Genomic DNA, 16,085 nt, shown 5'->3' with positions numbered 1-16,085 from the left:
GAAATCCTCTGAAAAGGCAATGTCGCATGGCGATGCAGGGCTTTCACTCGGTCGAGGAGGCGTGTAAACAGCTTCCAACGAAACGGACGGGAGCTTTCGGCGCATGGACGCCCGCGAAATGAAGATCAAGGCCGCAGCCGCGGCGCTGGAGCATGTTGAAGACGGCATGCGTCTTGGGATCGGAACCGGTTCTACGGCCGAGGAATTTGTTCGCCTGCTGGCCGAGAAGGTCGCCGGTGGGTTGAAGGTGCAGGGTGTGCCGACCTCCGAGCGTACGGCGCGTCTCTGCCTCGAACTTGGCGTTCCCCTGAAGTCGCTCGATGAATTGCCCGAGCTCGATCTGACCATCGATGGTGCTGATGAAATCGATCCGCAGTTCCGTCTGATCAAGGGTGGTGGCGGTGCGCTGCTGCGTGAGAAGATCGTCGCTGCGGCTTCGACACGGATGATCGTGATTGCCGACGAAACAAAGCTTGTCGAGACGCTTGGGGCATTCCCGCTGCCGATCGAGATCAACCCGTTCGGCCAGGCATCAACCGTCTTGGCTATCGAACGTTTGGCATCCGAATTAGGCCTGTCCGGACCGATGAAGCTCAGGACCCGGTCGGATGAAAGCCTGTACATGACGGATGGCGGTCACCTCATTCTGGACGCATCTTTTGGCCGCATTCCTGATGCAGACGCATTGGCAAGCCGGCTCAATCAAATCCCCGGCGTGGTGGAACACGGCCTTTTCATAAACCTGGCATCGCTTGCAATCATCGCCGGACCGGCAGGTGCGCGAGTGCTGGAGCCGAAGAACTAACAGGAGCATAGAATTTCATGATCAGCTTTACGCGTATGGGCCGCTTCGCCTCGATCGCCGTGATTGCCGGTAGCGTCATGCTGGGTGCGGTCTCCGCCAAGGCCCAGGATGTGCCGGCAGAGCATCTGCAGGCTGCACGCGAGGCGATCAGCGCACTTGGCGTGACCGATCGCTTCGATGCCATCCTGCCGAACATCGTCGACCGGCTGACCGCCCAGCTCATCCAGGCCTATCCGAATCTGCAGGACGTCATCTCGGCGAAGGTCGAAGAGGAAGCCCTCAAGCTCGCCGCGCGCCGTGCCGATCTGGAGCGTGAAGCAGCCGTCGTTTACGCGAATGCCTTCACCGCTGCGGAACTGAACGAGATCTCCGCCTTCTACGGCAGCGAAACGGGCAAGAAGCTTCTCAAGGATGGTCCGATCGCCACCCGCGAACTGCTGAAGGCCGCGGATATCTGGACTGCCGGTATTGCACGCGATCTGGAACAGCAGGCGAATGATTCGCTGCTTGCCGAGGTCCAGGCAGAACAGCCTGCCGCTGAAGCGGCGCAGCCGTAAGTCGACCAGCGTTGATTTTTAAGCCCGGGCGAAAACCCGGGCTTTTCTTTTTGTGCTCTCGCCTCCTATATCAGGCGCAGTTGCAGCCAGAGCCCGACCGGGCAGGAGATCCCCCATGAGCCAATTCGACTATGACCTCTTCGTCATCGGTGGCGGCTCCGGCGGGGTGCGCAGTGCGCGGGTCGCGGCATCCCTCGGCAAAAAGGTTGCAATCGCAGAAGAGTACCGGTTTGGCGGCACCTGCGTGATCCGGGGCTGCGTGCCGAAGAAGCTGTTCGTTTATGCGTCGCAATTCCACGAACATTTCGAAGATGCCGCTGGCTACGGCTGGACTGTCGGAGAAAGCCGTTTCGACTGGCCATCGCTGATTGCGGCCAAGGACAAGGAGATAGCGCGCCTCGAAGGCCTCTATCGCAAGGGGCTGGATAACGCCGGCGTCGAAATCCTGGAGACGCGCGCCGAATTGACCGGGCCGCATAGCGTTCGCCTGGTGAAGTCCGGCAAGGAGGTGACCGCCGAGCGTATCGTCGTGGCCGTTGGTGGTGCCGCCAATCCCCATGCCGCACTTCCTGGCCACGAATTCTGCATTTCCTCCAATGAGGCCTTCCATCTGGAGGCGCTGCCTCGATCGATCCTGATCGCCGGCGGCGGTTATATCGCGGTGGAGTTTGCGAACATCTTTCACGGGCTTGGTGTCGAGACGACGCTGATCTATCGCGGGGCGGAAATACTCAGCCGCTTTGACCTGGACATGCGGCGCGGCTTGCACGAGGCGATGGAAGCCAAGGGTATTCGCATCGTCTGCCATGACCACATCCAGAAGGTGTCGAAGTCAGCCGCCGGCAATCTGGAAGTCGAGACGATCAACAATGGTCGGCTTGTCGTGGAGCAGGTGATGCTGGCGCTCGGCCGCGATCCGAACACGACGGGCCTTGGGCTCGAAGCTGCGGGTGTGGAGACCAACGAGCGCGGTGCGATCGTGGTCGACAGATATTCCCGCACCAATGTGCCGAGCGTCTTTGCGCTCGGCGACGTCACGGATCGTGTCCAGTTGACCCCCGTCGCCATTCACGAAGCGATGTGTTTCATCGAGACGGAGTACAAGAACAATCCGACGTCGCCTGACCACGAACTGATTGCCACCGCCGTCTTCTCGCAGCCGGAAATCGGAACGGTTGGCCTCTCGGAAGAAGCCGCGGCGAAGAAGTTCGAGGAGATCGAGGTCTATCGAGCGCAGTTCCGCCCGATGAAGGCGACGCTGTCGGGGCGCGCCGAGAAGATGATCATGAAGCTGATCGTCAATGCGGCCGATCGCAAGGTTGTCGGCGCGCACATTCTTGGACACGACGCCGGCGAGATGGCGCAGCTTCTCGGCATCACGCTGAAGGCCGGCTGCACCAAGGATGACTTCGACCGGACCATGGCGGTTCATCCGACGGCAGCGGAAGAACTTGTGACCATGTATACGCCGAGCTACCGGATCAGGAACGGCGAACGGGTCTGATCCGTCGCCGCTCTCACGCTCGGCAGGCATTGCGGGCCTCGAAAAGGCCCGCCTTCGCCACTCAAAGTTTCGAGATGAGATCCAGGCCCAGAACGGGTGCCGACAGGGCGGCGAGGCTCAGGAGAGAGAGCAGGATGATCCGCAGTCTGCGGCTCTTTCGGGTTTGTATGCCAGTCCAATCATACGCCATCACACGATCCTCATGATCAACGCGGGAAGCCGAAACTTCCCGAACACCACGCTACGCCCCCGGGTGGCCGAGGTAGAGGTCGAGGCTTGCGTGAGGCTTGCCTCCGACCGGATCCATGAACGACTGCTTAACTCACAGTCTCTTCAGACATTACATGCTGGCATCAATGATTTGCTTTGCAAGGAAATGCTGATGCGGCGACGGGATTGCCCCTGTGAATCATGTGGGTAACGATGGTGCGGTGCAGCAGTTGCTCAACGTTTCAACCAGTCGATTGCCGGCTGCCACAATGTGTCTTTGAAGGCTGAACGGAAGAAACCAAGGTGTCCGACGCGGCCGCCAGCTTCCTCCGGCGAAATCCAGCGGATCTCCGTCGGAGCACGGTTGTAGTATTTGAGCAGCGCCTGCTGCGCTTTCGGTGTGCCCCATGGGTCGTCCGTCAGGCCGATCGCGAGGATCGGGGTCTCGACTTCCGCAAAGCGGCGGGCGGCATCCATCGTCGGGTCGGCGAAGAAGTATTCGGGATGTCTGCCCCAGCGCGCCCATTCCCGGAAGATGGTGCCTGGCAGGGTCTGGCCAAGGCCAATCTGGCCTGGGACCCTGCCGAGCAGCGTTGCCAGGGGAACGCCGACGAGGTTCATCTGGCTGAAGACACGAAAGCGCGGCTTTGTGTTGCCCCAGTAGCCCGTCATTGTCGCCACCATCAGATAGCGGGAGAAGCGCTTCGAGCGCCCGCCAAGGGCAAGCACCTGTCCGCCGAAGGACTGGCCGATGCCGACGAGCGGGTGATCGGGTGCTTCCAGTTCAAGTCGATGCAGGGCGGCGGGCATGTCGAAATGCGCCCAGTCGCGCATCAGCAAAGGACGTTTCCAGTGGCGCGGAGCCTGTGAGCCGGCGACCCCGCGATAGTCGTAGGTCAGTGCGGCTCTGAAACCGTGATGGCTTACGAGGTGTTCGGCGAAGCGGGCGTAAAACCCGCGGGGTACGGCGGCGGCCGATGAGATGAGAGCCATCGGACCATTGCCGCTGCCGCGCATCAATGTGCCATGCAGGGGGAAATGATCCGTGGTTTCGAACTGGATCTCGGATTTTTCCATCACGTGTTTCGTCATGCCGAACCTCCCGTTCCGGATGTCAACTCAGATCTTACGTTTACGTTCATGTCATATCAAGCGCAGGGCTAGGTTCGTTCGGATGAGGCGACTTTTCCTCATGTGGACGATGTCCGCCCCCGGTGTCCCACCCTTCGAAAGTCCCTAAACTACGGCTTTGCAAGCGGAGATTAACCGTTTATAAGCCCCCATCCGATGCGGCCGGGAGGTTGCCGCAGTTAGTTTCAGACAGGTGAAGACCATGGCGCAGAATTGGACCCCGAGCAGCTGGAGACAGAAGCCCATCAAGCAGGTTCCGGCTTATCCGGACCTCGATGCATTGAAGGCTGCCGAGCAGCAGCTCTCGACCTATCCGCCGCTGGTCTTTGCGGGTGAAGCCCGTCGCCTGAAGAAGTCGCTTGCCCAGGTCGCCGAAGGCGAGGCATTCCTGCTGCAGGGCGGCGACTGCGCCGAGAGCTTCGCCGAGCATGGTGCCGACAATATCCGCGACTTCTTCCGCGCCTTCCTGCAGATGGCCGTTGTCCTGACCTTCGGTGCGCAGCTGCCGGTGGTCAAGGTCGGTCGTATCGCCGGCCAGTTTGCCAAGCCGCGCTCGTCCGACATGGAAAAGATTGGCGACGTCGAGCTTCCGAGCTACCGCGGCGACATCATCAACGGCATCGAGTTCACCGAGGACGCACGCATTCCGAGCCCGGAACGCCAGCTGATGGCCTATCGTCAGTCGGCCGCGACGCTCAACCTGCTGCGCGCTTTCGCCATGGGTGGCTATGCCAACCTCGAAAACGTCCATCAGTGGATGCTCGGCTTCATCAAGGACAGCCCGCAGGCCGAGCGTTACCGCAAGCTCGCCGATCGCATCTCTGAAACGATGGACTTCATGAAGGCCGTCGGTATCACCTCGGAAAACAATCCGAGCCTGCGCGAGACCGATTTCTTCACCAGCCACGAAGCCCTGCTTCTCGGCTATGAAGAGGCGCTGACCCGCGTCGATTCCACGTCCGGCGACTGGTACGCCACATCCGGCCACATGATCTGGATCGGCGACCGTACCCGCCAGGCCGACCATGCGCATCTGGAATACTGCCGCGGCATCAAGAACCCGATCGGTTTGAAATGCGGCCCATCGCTGCAGGCGGACGATCTCTTGAACCTGATCGACATCCTGAACCCGCAGAACGAGGCCGGTCGCCTGACGCTGATCTGCCGTTTCGGTCACGACAAGGTTGCCGAGCACCTGCCGCGTCTTATCCGTGCCGTCGAGCGCGAAGGCCGCAAGGTCGTGTGGTCCTGCGATCCGATGCATGGCAACACGATCACGCTCAACAACTACAAGACCCGCCCGTTCGAGAGGATCCTGTCGGAAGTCGAAAGCTTCTTCCAGATCCACCGTGCGGAAGGCTCGCATCCGGGCGGCATCCATATCGAGATGACCGGCAAGGACGTGACCGAATGCACCGGCGGCGCGCGCGCGGTCACCGGCAACGATCTTGCGGACCGTTACCACACCCATTGCGACCCGCGCCTCAATGCCGACCAGGCGCTGGAGCTGGCCTTCCTGCTCGCCGAGCGGATGAAGAGTGGCCGCGATGAAAAGCGCATGATGGTTGCGAACGGCTGAAGCATAGGTTCAGCTTTCCGAGTTTGACGACCGGGCGGGCTTCCACGAAGCTCGCCCGGTTCTCGTTTCGGAGGTGGATATCATGCAAGACAAGACGGGGCGCTGCCTGTGCGGCGCAGTGACGATCACGGTTCGCGGAAAACTTGGTCCGGTCAGCTATTGTCACTGCTCGCAGTGCCGGAGACAGACCGGGCTCTACTACGCGACGACCGATGCCCTGATCACAGACGTCGAGATCACGGGGCGCGATAGCATATGGACCTTTCGTGCAAGCGCCGACGCGGAGCGGGCCTTCTGCCGCCAGTGTGGCTCGGCACTCTACTGGAAGGGTGATGGAGAGGGCAGGATTTCGCTCCTGGCCGGCCTTTTCCCGAACCCGACGGAGTTCGAAGGCGGCTACCACATCTTCTGCGCCGACAAGGGCGACTTCTACGAGATCAATGACGGACTGCCGCAATATGCTGCGAGCCGCGACTGAGCGTCGTCAGGCTGCGGCGGAGTCGGCGTCTCCTGTCTCGATCCCGAGTTCCGCCAGGGCGTTGTGGTAGGAGAGATCGACGGCGGCGAATTTAGCAGACTGCCAGCCGAAATAATCCTCGACGAAGCGGCTGCTGAGCATCAGATCACCCCGGCGTCGCGGCTGTTCCCAATGCAGCAGGTTCTCGGTCTCGGCCTTTTTGAACATGCGTTTCAGGTTGGTGGTCGAAACCTGATAGGTCTCGCTGAGATCCGTGAGGCTGACCGGGCCGCAGGAATGGGCCTCGGCCGTGCGGTTCACGTCGTCCAGGCGAGAGATCAGATCGTGCAGTACGATGCCGCCGAGATCCGACCACAGGAAATGGCCGATCGTATCCGGCGGATCGCGCCAAATCGGATCGCCCACCATAAGCTCAGCGCCGATCGGCTGGGCGATCAGGAAAATCCGCTCTTCCGCATGCGATGTCATTTCCCGGTTTCCGCCATCGAGGCGGTCTAGGCAGGCGAGGTGCCCGTTGAACCAGCTTCTCAGGCCATTCAGGCTGAGTTCCGTCGGTTCGAGGACGCGCACGCGCTTGTCGGGCACTTCGGGAACATCCCGCAAGAACTTGTAGGCGACCAGCTCTGCAAGGTAGCCAGTTGCCGTGTTGCGGCTGGCTGCGCCAAGGCGCATGACCGTTTCGACGAAGCGGGTGGCTGTCAGACCCGACAGCGGATCATCAGGTGTGCGCCGCAGTGCCAGCGCAAAGACCGACTGCGTCATCAGCCACTTGCGATGCGATGCCTTGAGACGCGACATGCGCGGTGTGCGCATGTGGATCGCAATCAGGTGCTGGGCAATCTGTTTTTCGATGGCCGGGTAAAGCTGATGTGCAAATATTTCGGCGCGCGTCAAAAACGGCATGGCAATGGCTCGTCTCTAAACTATGAGTGCCAACAAAGGGTCCGGCTACACACGCAATCCGGACACGACAGCATTCGCAATACTGTCAAGAACTCTGATTTGTCGAACAAAAAAAGTCTATGGCCGAAATCGGGGGGCTCTGCAATAGCAGTTCCCCGTCAAACTCTCTTTATGGATAATTGTGATCGCAAGTAACGGCCCGCTTAGCTGCTGGGCTGAAGTCTACCCGACTGTTCCGGGAAGAAACGATCCATACCGTAGCCTTCGCCGAACATCACGTCATGCTGAAGCAGGCGATAGTCGCGGATTAGCGGATCGATCCGGCCCGAAAGGGCCCAATCGGCCTGGGCCTTGTTGTTACGGCCAATCAGCTGATGGCGGTCGATGACGGCGTAACGTTCGGCCACACGACCGAGCATGCCGGTGTAATAGGGATGGCGGTAACCTGCCATACGCACGATGTAATAGGGCAGCTGCGACGGGCTGACGGAGCCGATATCCTTCTGGACGCCACGCTTCGACGACCAGACGACCAGCGGCGTCTCATGCTCGCGCTTCATCGTCTCGACCGACGCCTTGCGGGTCGCCACCACATTCGCCATGTAGCCGCTTTCTGTATAGACCTCGTTCAGCGGCGGCAGATGGTCGCCGAACAGCACAATGATCGTTTCGCGGCGCCGCTTCTTGGCCCAGTCCATCAGATCCTTGAGGCTCTGGTCGGCTTCCTTCACACCCTGCGTGTAGGTCTCCAGTGCGCTCACGTTGTGCTCGGACAGGGTGGGTGCGTCCACGCCGATCGTATTCTTTGCATAGCGGTTTCGCTCGTAAGGGCCGTGGCCCTGCAGCGTGACGGCAAAGAAGAAGAAGGGCTCGTCCGTGTTGTCGGCCTCCTTGATGATGTAGCTTGTCAGCGCGTCGTCGGACGCAAAGATGCCCCGCTTGTCCATGGCCGGCATCGTTTCTTCCGAATGGAACTGGCGGAAGCCGAGCGACTGGTAGACGTTGTTGCGGTTCCAGAACCAGCCCTGGAAGGGGTGGAAGGCCTTCGTCACATAGCCCTTGGATTCAAAGAAGGTCGCAAGCGAGGGGACCGGGCGGCGGATATACTGCTGATAGGGGATGCTGCCATAGGGCAGGAAAGCGTTCGAAAAGCCGGTCAAGGCCTCGAATTCGACGTTGGCGGTCATGCCGCCGAATTCCGGCGAGAAGACGTGGCCGGATTGGCTCGCCCGGATGGTCGGCATCGGGTCCGCCGAATAGCGGATGCTGCTCATGCGGGTCGGATCCCAGAGGGATTCGCTCATGACCACGATGACATCGGCCTGACGGCCGGAGAAGAAGGAAGCCGGCAGCAGATCGGTCTGCATGTCGGTGATCGCGACCTTGCTGTAGCCGTCGGGTGCTGCGACGTTGGCCATCGGTACATTGAAGGCGAAGGCGAGCAGGAAGCCGTTGTGGCGATAGTTTTCCTTCTGGTCCCACATCATCGGCACGATGTTCAGCCGATCCCGGACAGCGGAAAACGCCATCGGATCCATCAGCGACGCGAAGCTTGCGAGCAGCGGAATGGCAAGAGCAGCCCGAACTCCACGGCTTGCCAGGTTTAGGCGCGGGAAAACCTTCCGGCTCTTCCAGATGAGCGCGACGAAGGCCGCAACGGCCACAAGGCCGCCAATTGCGAGAGCGACGGCTTTCACCGGTTCTGCGGCAACCATCGCCGGCATGAGCTGCAGGATCTGGCGGCCGAAGAGAAGGTCGCTGGGGAAGAGCGGATCCGACAGGAAGAGCTGTTTCTGGCCGGAGAAAAAGGCCGGCAGGAGTGCCAGCGGGGCGACGAGAAGTGTCGACTGATAAGCCTTGCCAATGATTGCGTCTGCAAAGGCGAGTATCAGGAATACGATACCGACCGCCACCAGACCCGGACGGCTCGACTCCGTCATGTAGTCAACCACATCGACCATGGTGCCTCGCGCCAGGATCTCGCTCAGCAAGACAATGGCGACGGCGATCAGTGCGGTGTTGATCAGCTGGATTGCGAGCTGGACGATTGCGGAGCTGCCGTATTCGCGTTCGCGCACCGCGCCAAAGGCGCTGACAATTGTTGCGACTCGCGATTTCGGGCTCGTTTGGACCACGTCTAACTCCAGATCATGGGAGGGTGTCATCAAAGGTTCGCATAGGTGTCACATAAGCGTCATGAATGCTACATGAACCACGACATATGAGCTTAAGTTCCCGGTGTTTTCCGCGGTTTGGTTAGTGTCGGGCTCGCCTGCAGTCCGCCTTCGAAAGAAGCGACGTTGCGATCCGTGCGACGAGCCGCTAAATCGGTGTCATGAGCGAAACAAAGAAGATCTCCGACGTCCTGCGCATTGCGGTGGCACAGTTCAATCCTGTTGTCGGCGATGTCGTCGGCAATCTTGCCAAGGCGCGTGCGGCTCGTGCGGACGCTGCCGGGCAGGGGGCTGACCTCGTCTTGCTGACGGAGCTCTTCATTTCCGGCTACCCGCCCGAAGATCTCGTCCTGAAACCGTCCTTCCTGAAAGCCTGCCTGCAGGCTGTCGAAACGCTCGCGGCTGATACCGCCGATGGCGGACCGGGCGTCATTGTCGGCTTTCCGCGTCAGGGTGAGAAGGGACGGCACAATTCCGTCGTTATCCTCGATGGCGGCAAGATCCTCGCCTTCCGCGACAAGATCGATCTTCCGAACTATGGCGAATTCGACGAGAAGCGGGTGTTTACCGAAGGCGAGATGCCGGGACCGGTCAATTTCCGCGGTGTGCGGATCGGCGTGCCGATCTGCGAAGAGATCTGGAACGATCTCGGCGTCTGCGAGACGCTGGCCGAGACGGGGGCCGAAATCCTGCTCGTGCCGAACGGCTCGCCCTATTATCGTGGCAAGGTGGATATCCGTCATCAGGTGGCGCTCCGCCAGGTGATCGAGACCGGCCTGCCGCTGATCTTCGCCAACCAGCTCGGTGGTCAGGACGAACTGGTCTTCGATGGTGCAAGCTTCGCCTTCAACGGTGACAAGTCGCTCGCCTTCCAGATGAGCCAGTTCGAGGAGACGCTGTCTGTCACGACCTGGAAGCGGACCGCGGATGGCTGGCGTTGCGATCAGGGGCCGATGTCGCGCATTCCGGAAAAGGAAGAGGCCGACTACCGCGCGTGCGTGCTCGGCTTTCGCGATTATGTTAACAAGAACGGCTTCAAGAGCGTCGTGCTCGGGCTTTCGGGTGGCATCGATTCCGCCATCTGTGCGGCGATCGCCGTGGATGCGCTCGGCGAGGAGCGGGTGCGCACGATCATGCTGCCTTACCGCTATACCTCGCAGGAGAGCTTCTCCGATGCCGAGGCCTGCGCCAAGGCGCTGGGCTGCCACTACGACATCGTGCCGATCCAGGAACCGGTCGAAGGTTTCCTCTCGTCGCTTTCCGACATGTTCGAGGGGACCGAGAGCGGCATTACCGAAGAGAACCTGCAGAGCCGGACGCGCGGCACGATCCTGATGGCGATCTCCAACAAGTTCGGCTCAATGGTGGTGACGACCGGCAACAAGTCCGAGATGTCGGTGGGTTATGCCACGCTCTACGGCGACATGAATGGCGGCTTCAATCCGATCAAGGACCTCTACAAGATGCAGGTCTATGCGCTCTCGGCCTGGCGCAACGAAAACGTGCCGCCCGGTGCGCTTGGTCCGTCCGGCGAGGTGATCCCTGCGAATATCCTGTCGAAGGCGCCGTCTGCGGAACTTCGCCCGAACCAGACCGACCAGGATTCCCTGCCGCCCTATCCGGTGCTTGACGACATTCTCGAATGCCTCGTCGAAAAAGAGATGGGTGTCGACGAGATCGTCGCGCGCGGCCATGACATTGCGACCGTTCACCGGGTCGAGCATCTGCTCTATCTCGCCGAATACAAGCGTCGCCAGTCGGCGCCGGGCGTGAAGATCACCAAGAAGAACTTCGGACGTGATCGCCGCTATCCGATCACGAACCGGTTCCGGGATCGCTGAGCGTGTCGATAGAGGATATCGATGCCTTGGCTGCTTTGCCTGATTTCACGGCGGAGGAGCGCAGCTATATCTTTGCTGTCGGAGCGCATGACAATCAGGATAGCGGGCTGTACCGGACGCTCTCGGGCGCCGCCTATTTCCTGCCCTCGATCGCGATTGGCTGCTACGGCCTGTGGGACGGGAGCTTCAAGATGCTCGGCATCGGGTTCCTCACGCTGAACGTCAGCCTGATCTGGGGTTTCTACACCGAATGGCGCAGTGCTCATGTTGAGCAGACGGGCCGGGCGATCTTCGCCAAACTGCGCCAGGCGATGGAAAATCGCTCGACCGCAGACTGACTTTTCCAAGGAGACCATGATGCGCAGTTCGGTCGAGATCTACGATATGACGACCCGTGAATGCGAGGTCGTCTGGCAGACGGATGACCTCGTCGAGGCGCCCAACTGGTCGCGCGATGGCGAGTTTCTCGTCATCAACGGCGATGGTCTTCTTTATGCGTTGCCGCTCGACGAAGACGATCCCGAGCCGGAACTGATCGACACGGGTTTTGCCGTGCGGCTCAACAACGATCATGGGATCTCGCCCGATGGCGCCTCGATCGCGTTTTCCGATCATACGCTTTTCGGCAAGTCCTGCATCTACCTGCTGGGTGATGGTGATGACGAGCCGCGTCAGGTCACCGACAAAATGCCGTCCTACTGGCACGGCTGGTCGCCGGACGGTAAGGAGCTTGCCTATTGCGGCGAGCGCAACGGCGCCTTCGATATCTATACCATATCGACCAAGGGCGGGTCCGAGCGGCGGCTGACGAACGGCAAAGGGCACAATGATGGCCCTGATTACACGCCTGATGGACAGTGGATCTATTTCAACTCCAGCCGTTCCGGCACCATGCAGATCTGGCGCATGCGCAGCGATGGCAGCGACCTGCAGCAGCTGACCTCAGACGGTTATGGTGACTGGTTCCCGCATCCTTCGCCGGATGGGAAGAAGATACTCTTCCTCTCCTACGATGCCGATGTCGAAGGTCATCCGCGCGACAAGCAGGTTCGGCTTCGACTGATGGACGTCGATGGCGGCAATGTCGAAACACTCATCGAGTTTTTCGGCGGTCAGGGTTCGATCAATGTCCCGAACTGGGCGCCGGACGGATCGGCTTTCGCCTTTGTCCGCTACTTCCCGGTCGAGGCTTGAGCCTGTCGCATTCCACTCTGTCCTGCGGCTGGTTCTTGCGGTATTGATCCGGCGTCAGGTGCTTACCGTTAGGTGAGAGAATCGGGAAGCTGGCGAGATTCCGGCACGTGCCCAACGCTGTAAGGCGGACATGATGCGCGAGGGGAAACCCGGCCACTGGAGCAATCCGGGAAGGCGCGCATCCTGGATGATGCCCAGTCAGAAGACCGGCCTGGCGAGATAGACCTTTCCCGCGTGGACGGCGGGTGGTTGCGCATTGTGGGGATTACGATGCACGACAGACCGAACGAGTTCCTCGTCCGGACGGCGCCCTTTGCCGATCAGGACAAACAGGCCGTCTACCGGGCCATTCACACGCGTCGCGACGTCCGCGACCAGTTCCTTCCCGATCCGCTGCCGGACGACCTGGTACGACGGCTGCTTGAGGCGGCGCATGCTGCACCCTCCGTCGGCTTCATGCAGCCCTGGAGTTTCCTGCTGATCCGCTCTGCTCGAAAGCGCGAGGCCATCTGGCAGGCGTTTCTGCGGGCGAACGAGGAGGCCGAGGCGATGTTTCCGGCCGACCGTCGCGACGCCTATCGATCCCTCAAACTCGAAGGCATCCGCAAGGCGCCGCTCAATATCTGCGTTACCTGTGATCCCGATCGCGCAGGTCCGGTGGTCCTCGGACGCACCCATGATGTCAGGATGGACGCCTTCTCCACGGTCTGCGCCATCCAGAACCTCTGGCTCGCCGCCCGTGCGGAAGGGGTCGGGCTAGGCTGGGTCAGCATTTTTCACGAGGCCGAACTGAAGTCGCTTCTCGGCATCCCGGACCGTGTCCAGATCATCGGTTATCTTTGCCTCGGCTATGTCGACGAACTCTATGCGACGCCGGAGCTCGAGGTGAAGGGATGGCGCAAGCGATTGCCGCTCGACGATTTGATCTTCGAGGAGAGCTGGGGGCAGATCGCGGAACGGCCGATCACTCCTGCAGCGGCTGTGGACCTGACGTCGCCGGGTTCCTGAGGTCGATCGTGCCCTTGTCGGAGGGGAGAAAGGCCGGGCCGACGCGGCGTACGTTGAGGCTGGCCTCATCCAGCACGCGCGCCGTGGCGGGCACCGTCGCTGACGCAGCCTCTCGTTTTCCCGGTGCAACTTCGATGACGGATGACTGGTAGTCCGGCACGGCCGGACGCGGCGTCATGCGCTGGTAGTATTGCTGCAGGTTGCAGGCGCAGGCGGGTTCTGCGTCGCTGCGCCGGTTGCGGTAGAGGAAGGCATTGGGCAGATCGCGATAGGGGCGGCCGCTGACTGCCGAGATCATGTCCACGGTCTCGCTGCGCTCCGGCGCGTGGAAAAACAGCTCCGTTTCCGTGCCCGGACACATCTGCTGGCATTGCGCCGCATCGCGGCCGAAGTTCATCGCCGAGGTCTGTGACGAGATCGGGAAGAAACCGCCATCGCAGGTGCGCACACACAGCGTGCGGACATTGCCGCTGGGCATCATGCTCATCGGCGGGGGCGGCGCTGAGTAGGCGGCTTCGGCTGCCCGGTCCGGACGATAGGGTTCCGCCAGCGTGTCGAGGTAGGGGATACGCTCTGCTTCTTCCGGATAAGCCGCTTGATCCGGTCCACAGCCATTCGCCTCAAGTGCTGTGACGAGGGCGGCGCGCGCATCTTCTACGCGGCTTTCGCGCAGATCCGAAAGTCTTGCTGCCAGGATGTCGCGATTGGCCTCCATGCGGGAGATTGCCGATGCCAGATCGCTGCAGTCATTGCCGCCATCGGGACGGATCTGGACGATGGACGAGGTCAGGCAGCGCAGCCGCCGCTGATCCTGGCGCGCCTTGCGCAGTTCGAGGTTCTGCTGGGCTATGGCGCTGGCATAGCTGTTGATTTCAGGCGACTGTCCGCCCTGTTCGACCAGAACCAGCCTGTCGCGCAGCCGCTCGCAGAGCGCCGAGGCCTCAGCCTCGTTCGGCAGCGCGCTGCCGAGGGCGATCAGCAAAGCAATGGAACTGACTATCCTGCTCGGCACATCCGGATCCCAGTTGTCGTTTGCAGGGCGGAGGACGACCCTAGTGACATCAGGATAGCCGAGTGCCGGCCAAATGAAAATGACGGATGACGTGGCGGAGGCGCGAGCGGCCATCCGCCACGTCTCGCGTCAGGCGGCCTGCGCTGCCGTCAGGGTCATCGGCGCTTCGAGCACGCTGCCGTCGATTGCTGCCACCGCCTTCATTCGATCGAGCAGATCCTGCGACACCTCCCAGGAGACTGCGACCGCCTGGACCACACCAATCCGCTGAGGTTCACCGATCCGAATGCCCGGGCAGCCCATACGTTTGAACATGCGTTCCAGGAAAACATCGGTGACGGTAACGATATGGCTGAGACCGGATGCAAGGCCCAGCTCGCCCACCCCGCACATCAGTTCGGCCGCCGCGATCGTCACCTGGTTGCTTGCCCGGTCTTGAGAAATCTCCGGATCGATGCAGAAGCGGCTCGATTCCCAGACTGCTGCGCTGCGGATCTGCGGTCCATCACCGAGGAGGACGGGAAAGGTGTCGTCGAGCATGTTGGGGCCGAGCGTCGGCAGCAGGCGCAATGACCCGCGCAGTTTTCCCTCGTCGCCATAGGAGAGGACATAGAGAGGATTGGCGCGATCATAGTCGTCGATTTCCCAGGCGTCGCGCACCTGGACGTCCCAACCCAACAGGTCATGGAAGACCCGCTTTCTCAACCTGTGCATGGCGTCGATATCGGCGGGAAACTGATTGCGACGGGTGCCGTTGATGATCCTGATCATGCTTTGCTCCTTCTTGCAGAACGGAACAGGCAGCATGCGTTTCCCAGGAAAATTCTAAAACTGGCGGTGGCGCCAGCTTTCGGAAATGCAATCTATGATATCGTGAAGGGATTTCTCCTTGTCATGGGGATTCTGGCTCGACGAGCCGCGGGATCAGGCCGCGCCAGACTGCTTCCGCGACGGCCTGGGCATTGTTGACGACGTCGAGCTTCTGCCGCGCATTGGCCATGAAATGCCGGATGGTTCGTTCGGAGATGCCAAGGATGACGGCTGTTTCCCAATAGCTCTTGCCGGCTGCGATCCATGCCAGTGTTTCGCGTTCTCGACGTGTGAGAGGACGGGCGCGGGCCGCTTCCAGCTGTGCATCGGTCGATGCTCTGGCGAGGCGCGCGTTCAACAAGGTGCCGAGGCTCAGCATGTCGCGGTCATGGGCGCGGCGCCAGGCCGCCAGGCCCTCCGCAGTGGCGTTCAACTCGACCAGCAGACAGCTTTGCCGTCCCGGCAGGGGGTAGCCGACGATCCGGTGGTCGCGATTTACGCTTCGCTGCCATGCCTTGAGCTCGACAGGTTGAAGCCCTGGCAAGAGGCTGGCGATCTGTTCAAAAGCCGCTTTGCGGTTGAGTGAGCGGGCGAGGTGAAGGGAATTTCGTTGATGGCTGTCGTGAATGTTGTGGGGGCGCAGGCGTGCGCTAGCGATCAATCCACCGAGATAGGTGATGCGGCCCGTCCGGTAAGCGCTCTGAAGCCTTGACAGGAAGTCTCCGGGATCAAGCGTCTCCTGGCGCTCCAGCAACTCCAAGAGATCGAAATACGTGCCTGAGAGCCCCATCAACAATACCCGAGATTTCAAGGGGCGCAGTGTCGGGGCTACAGCTTTGGCTTGTCCAGATGGCAAATTTCGTGAAAGCGAGCGGCAAA

General features: G+C 60.9%; 15 protein-coding genes and 1 riboswitch. Of the genes, 9 read left to right on the top strand and 6 right to left on the bottom strand.

The window, feature by feature from the left end:
• Window positions 1–103: 103 nt before the first annotated feature.
• From rpiA to gor, 3 genes are all read left to right on the top strand, one after another.
• On the top strand, window positions 104–805 hold the full coding sequence (gene rpiA / locus IP85_RS17920) for a ribose-5-phosphate isomerase RpiA (RefSeq protein ID WP_054151030.1): 702 nt from the start codon (window positions 104–106) through the stop codon (window positions 803–805).
• A gap of 17 nt (window positions 806–822) precedes the next feature.
• Window positions 823–1,362, top strand: a complete 540-nt coding sequence (locus IP85_RS17915) for a DUF2059 domain-containing protein (protein WP_054151029.1) — start codon at window positions 823–825, stop codon at window positions 1,360–1,362.
• A 115-nt stretch (window positions 1,363–1,477) separates the two neighbouring features.
• A complete protein-coding gene (gene gor / locus IP85_RS17910) occupies window positions 1,478–2,866 on the top strand; it encodes a glutathione-disulfide reductase (protein ID WP_054151028.1) in 1,389 nt (462 codons plus the stop codon).
• Between the two features lie 444 nt (window positions 2,867–3,310).
• Here the strand turns inward: gor and IP85_RS17905 are convergent, their stop codons facing one another.
• A complete protein-coding gene (locus IP85_RS17905) occupies window positions 3,311–4,168 on the bottom strand; it encodes an alpha/beta fold hydrolase (protein ID WP_054151027.1) in 858 nt (285 codons plus the stop codon).
• A gap of 241 nt (window positions 4,169–4,409) precedes the next feature.
• Between IP85_RS17905 and IP85_RS17900 the strand changes: the two genes are divergently transcribed.
• Both IP85_RS17900 and IP85_RS17895 read left to right on the top strand, forming a co-directional pair.
• Window positions 4,410–5,786 (top strand): 3-deoxy-7-phosphoheptulonate synthase class II, encoded by a 1,377-nt coding sequence (locus tag IP85_RS17900; protein WP_054151026.1) that lies wholly within the window; start codon window positions 4,410–4,412, stop codon window positions 5,784–5,786.
• Window positions 5,787–5,868: 82 nt separating this feature from the next.
• Window positions 5,869–6,264 carry a GFA family protein gene (locus IP85_RS17895; RefSeq protein ID WP_054151025.1) on the top strand — a complete coding sequence of 132 codons (396 nt, stop codon included), beginning with the start codon at window positions 5,869–5,871 and terminating at the stop codon, window positions 6,262–6,264.
• Window positions 6,265–6,270: 6 nt separating this feature from the next.
• Here IP85_RS17895 and IP85_RS17890 read toward each other — a convergent pair whose 3' ends face one another.
• Together IP85_RS17890 and IP85_RS17885 are read right to left on the bottom strand one after the other, a co-directional pair.
• Entirely contained in the window at window positions 6,271–7,167 is an 897-nt protein-coding gene (locus tag IP85_RS17890) for a hypothetical protein (RefSeq protein ID WP_054151024.1), read from the bottom strand.
• A gap of 203 nt (window positions 7,168–7,370) precedes the next feature.
• On the bottom strand, window positions 7,371–9,332 hold the full coding sequence (locus IP85_RS17885) for an LTA synthase family protein (protein WP_054151023.1): 1,962 nt from the start codon (window positions 9,330–9,332) through the stop codon (window positions 7,371–7,373).
• A gap of 170 nt (window positions 9,333–9,502) precedes the next feature.
• Here IP85_RS17885 and IP85_RS17880 point away from each other — a divergent pair, with 170 nt between their 5' ends.
• The 4 genes from IP85_RS17880 to bluB all read left to right on the top strand — a co-directional run bounded on the left by IP85_RS17880 (window position 9,503) and on the right by bluB (window position 13,384).
• Window positions 9,503–11,182, top strand: coding sequence for an NAD+ synthase (locus IP85_RS17880; protein ID WP_054151022.1), 1,680 nt, complete (start codon window positions 9,503–9,505; stop codon window positions 11,180–11,182).
• 26 nt (window positions 11,183–11,208) lie between these two features.
• Window positions 11,209–11,520 (top strand): hypothetical protein, encoded by a 312-nt coding sequence (locus IP85_RS17875; RefSeq protein WP_156322961.1) that lies wholly within the window; start codon window positions 11,209–11,211, stop codon window positions 11,518–11,520.
• 19 nt (window positions 11,521–11,539) lie between these two features.
• Window positions 11,540–12,376 (top strand): TolB family protein, encoded by an 837-nt coding sequence (locus IP85_RS17870; protein WP_054151020.1) that lies wholly within the window; start codon window positions 11,540–11,542, stop codon window positions 12,374–12,376.
• 39 nt (window positions 12,377–12,415) lie between these two features.
• Window positions 12,416–12,606: riboswitch (cobalamin riboswitch) on the top strand.
• Window positions 12,607–12,646: 40 nt separating this feature from the next.
• Window positions 12,647–13,384, top strand: a complete 738-nt coding sequence (gene bluB, locus IP85_RS17865; RefSeq protein WP_054151019.1) for a 5,6-dimethylbenzimidazole synthase — start codon at window positions 12,647–12,649, stop codon at window positions 13,382–13,384.
• On the opposite strand, the gene IP85_RS17860 is transcribed toward bluB, so the two are convergent.
• From IP85_RS17860 to IP85_RS22245, 3 genes are all read right to left on the bottom strand, one after another.
• Entirely contained in the window at window positions 13,341–14,510 is a 1,170-nt protein-coding gene (locus IP85_RS17860; RefSeq protein WP_054151018.1) for a DUF2865 domain-containing protein, read from the bottom strand. The two genes, bluB and IP85_RS17860, sit on opposite strands and share 44 nt — an antisense overlap.
• A 15-nt stretch (window positions 14,511–14,525) precedes the next feature.
• Entirely contained in the window at window positions 14,526–15,167 is a 642-nt protein-coding gene (locus tag IP85_RS17855) for an acyl-homoserine-lactone synthase (RefSeq protein WP_054151081.1), read from the bottom strand.
• A gap of 121 nt (window positions 15,168–15,288) precedes the next feature.
• Window positions 15,289–15,996: a helix-turn-helix domain-containing protein gene (locus IP85_RS22245; RefSeq protein ID WP_156322959.1), complete on the bottom strand. Its 708-nt coding sequence runs from the start codon at window positions 15,994–15,996 to the stop codon at window positions 15,289–15,291.
• Window positions 15,997–16,085: the final 89 nt, after the last annotated feature.

This window comes from Rhizobium sp. AAP116 (genome assembly GCF_001295785.1).
In the GTDB taxonomy this organism is placed as follows: domain Bacteria; phylum Pseudomonadota; class Alphaproteobacteria; order Rhizobiales; family Rhizobiaceae; genus Allorhizobium.
This window is presented reverse-complemented; position numbering and strand designations above follow the sequence as displayed.

Excerpts from the sequence above, each read along its gene's own strand:
- rpiA (WP_054151030.1), top strand. The coding sequence starts at position 104 with ATGGACGCCCGCGAAATGAAGATCAAGGCCGCAGCCGCGGCGCTGGAG.
- IP85_RS17860 (WP_054151018.1), bottom strand. The coding sequence starts at position 14,510 with ATGGCCGCTCGCGCCTCCGCCACGTCATCCGTCATTTTCATTTGGCCG.
- bluB (WP_054151019.1), top strand. The coding sequence starts at position 12,647 with ATGCACGACAGACCGAACGAGTTCCTCGTCCGGACGGCGCCCTTTGCC.
- IP85_RS17905 (WP_054151027.1), bottom strand. The coding sequence starts at position 4,168 with ATGACGAAACACGTGATGGAAAAATCCGAGATCCAGTTCGAAACCACG.
- IP85_RS17870 (WP_054151020.1), top strand. The coding sequence starts at position 11,540 with ATGCGCAGTTCGGTCGAGATCTACGATATGACGACCCGTGAATGCGAG.
- IP85_RS17915 (WP_054151029.1), top strand. The coding sequence starts at position 823 with ATGATCAGCTTTACGCGTATGGGCCGCTTCGCCTCGATCGCCGTGATT.
- IP85_RS17895 (WP_054151025.1), top strand. The coding sequence starts at position 5,869 with ATGCAAGACAAGACGGGGCGCTGCCTGTGCGGCGCAGTGACGATCACG.
- gor (WP_054151028.1), top strand. The coding sequence starts at position 1,478 with ATGAGCCAATTCGACTATGACCTCTTCGTCATCGGTGGCGGCTCCGGC.
- IP85_RS22245 (WP_156322959.1), bottom strand. The coding sequence starts at position 15,996 with ATGGGGCTCTCAGGCACGTATTTCGATCTCTTGGAGTTGCTGGAGCGC.
- IP85_RS17880 (WP_054151022.1), top strand. The coding sequence starts at position 9,503 with ATGAGCGAAACAAAGAAGATCTCCGACGTCCTGCGCATTGCGGTGGCA.
- IP85_RS17890 (WP_054151024.1), bottom strand. The coding sequence starts at position 7,167 with ATGCCGTTTTTGACGCGCGCCGAAATATTTGCACATCAGCTTTACCCG.
- IP85_RS17855 (WP_054151081.1), bottom strand. The coding sequence starts at position 15,167 with ATGATCAGGATCATCAACGGCACCCGTCGCAATCAGTTTCCCGCCGAT.
- IP85_RS17900 (WP_054151026.1), top strand. The coding sequence starts at position 4,410 with ATGGCGCAGAATTGGACCCCGAGCAGCTGGAGACAGAAGCCCATCAAG.
- IP85_RS17885 (WP_054151023.1), bottom strand. The coding sequence starts at position 9,332 with ATGACACCCTCCCATGATCTGGAGTTAGACGTGGTCCAAACGAGCCCG.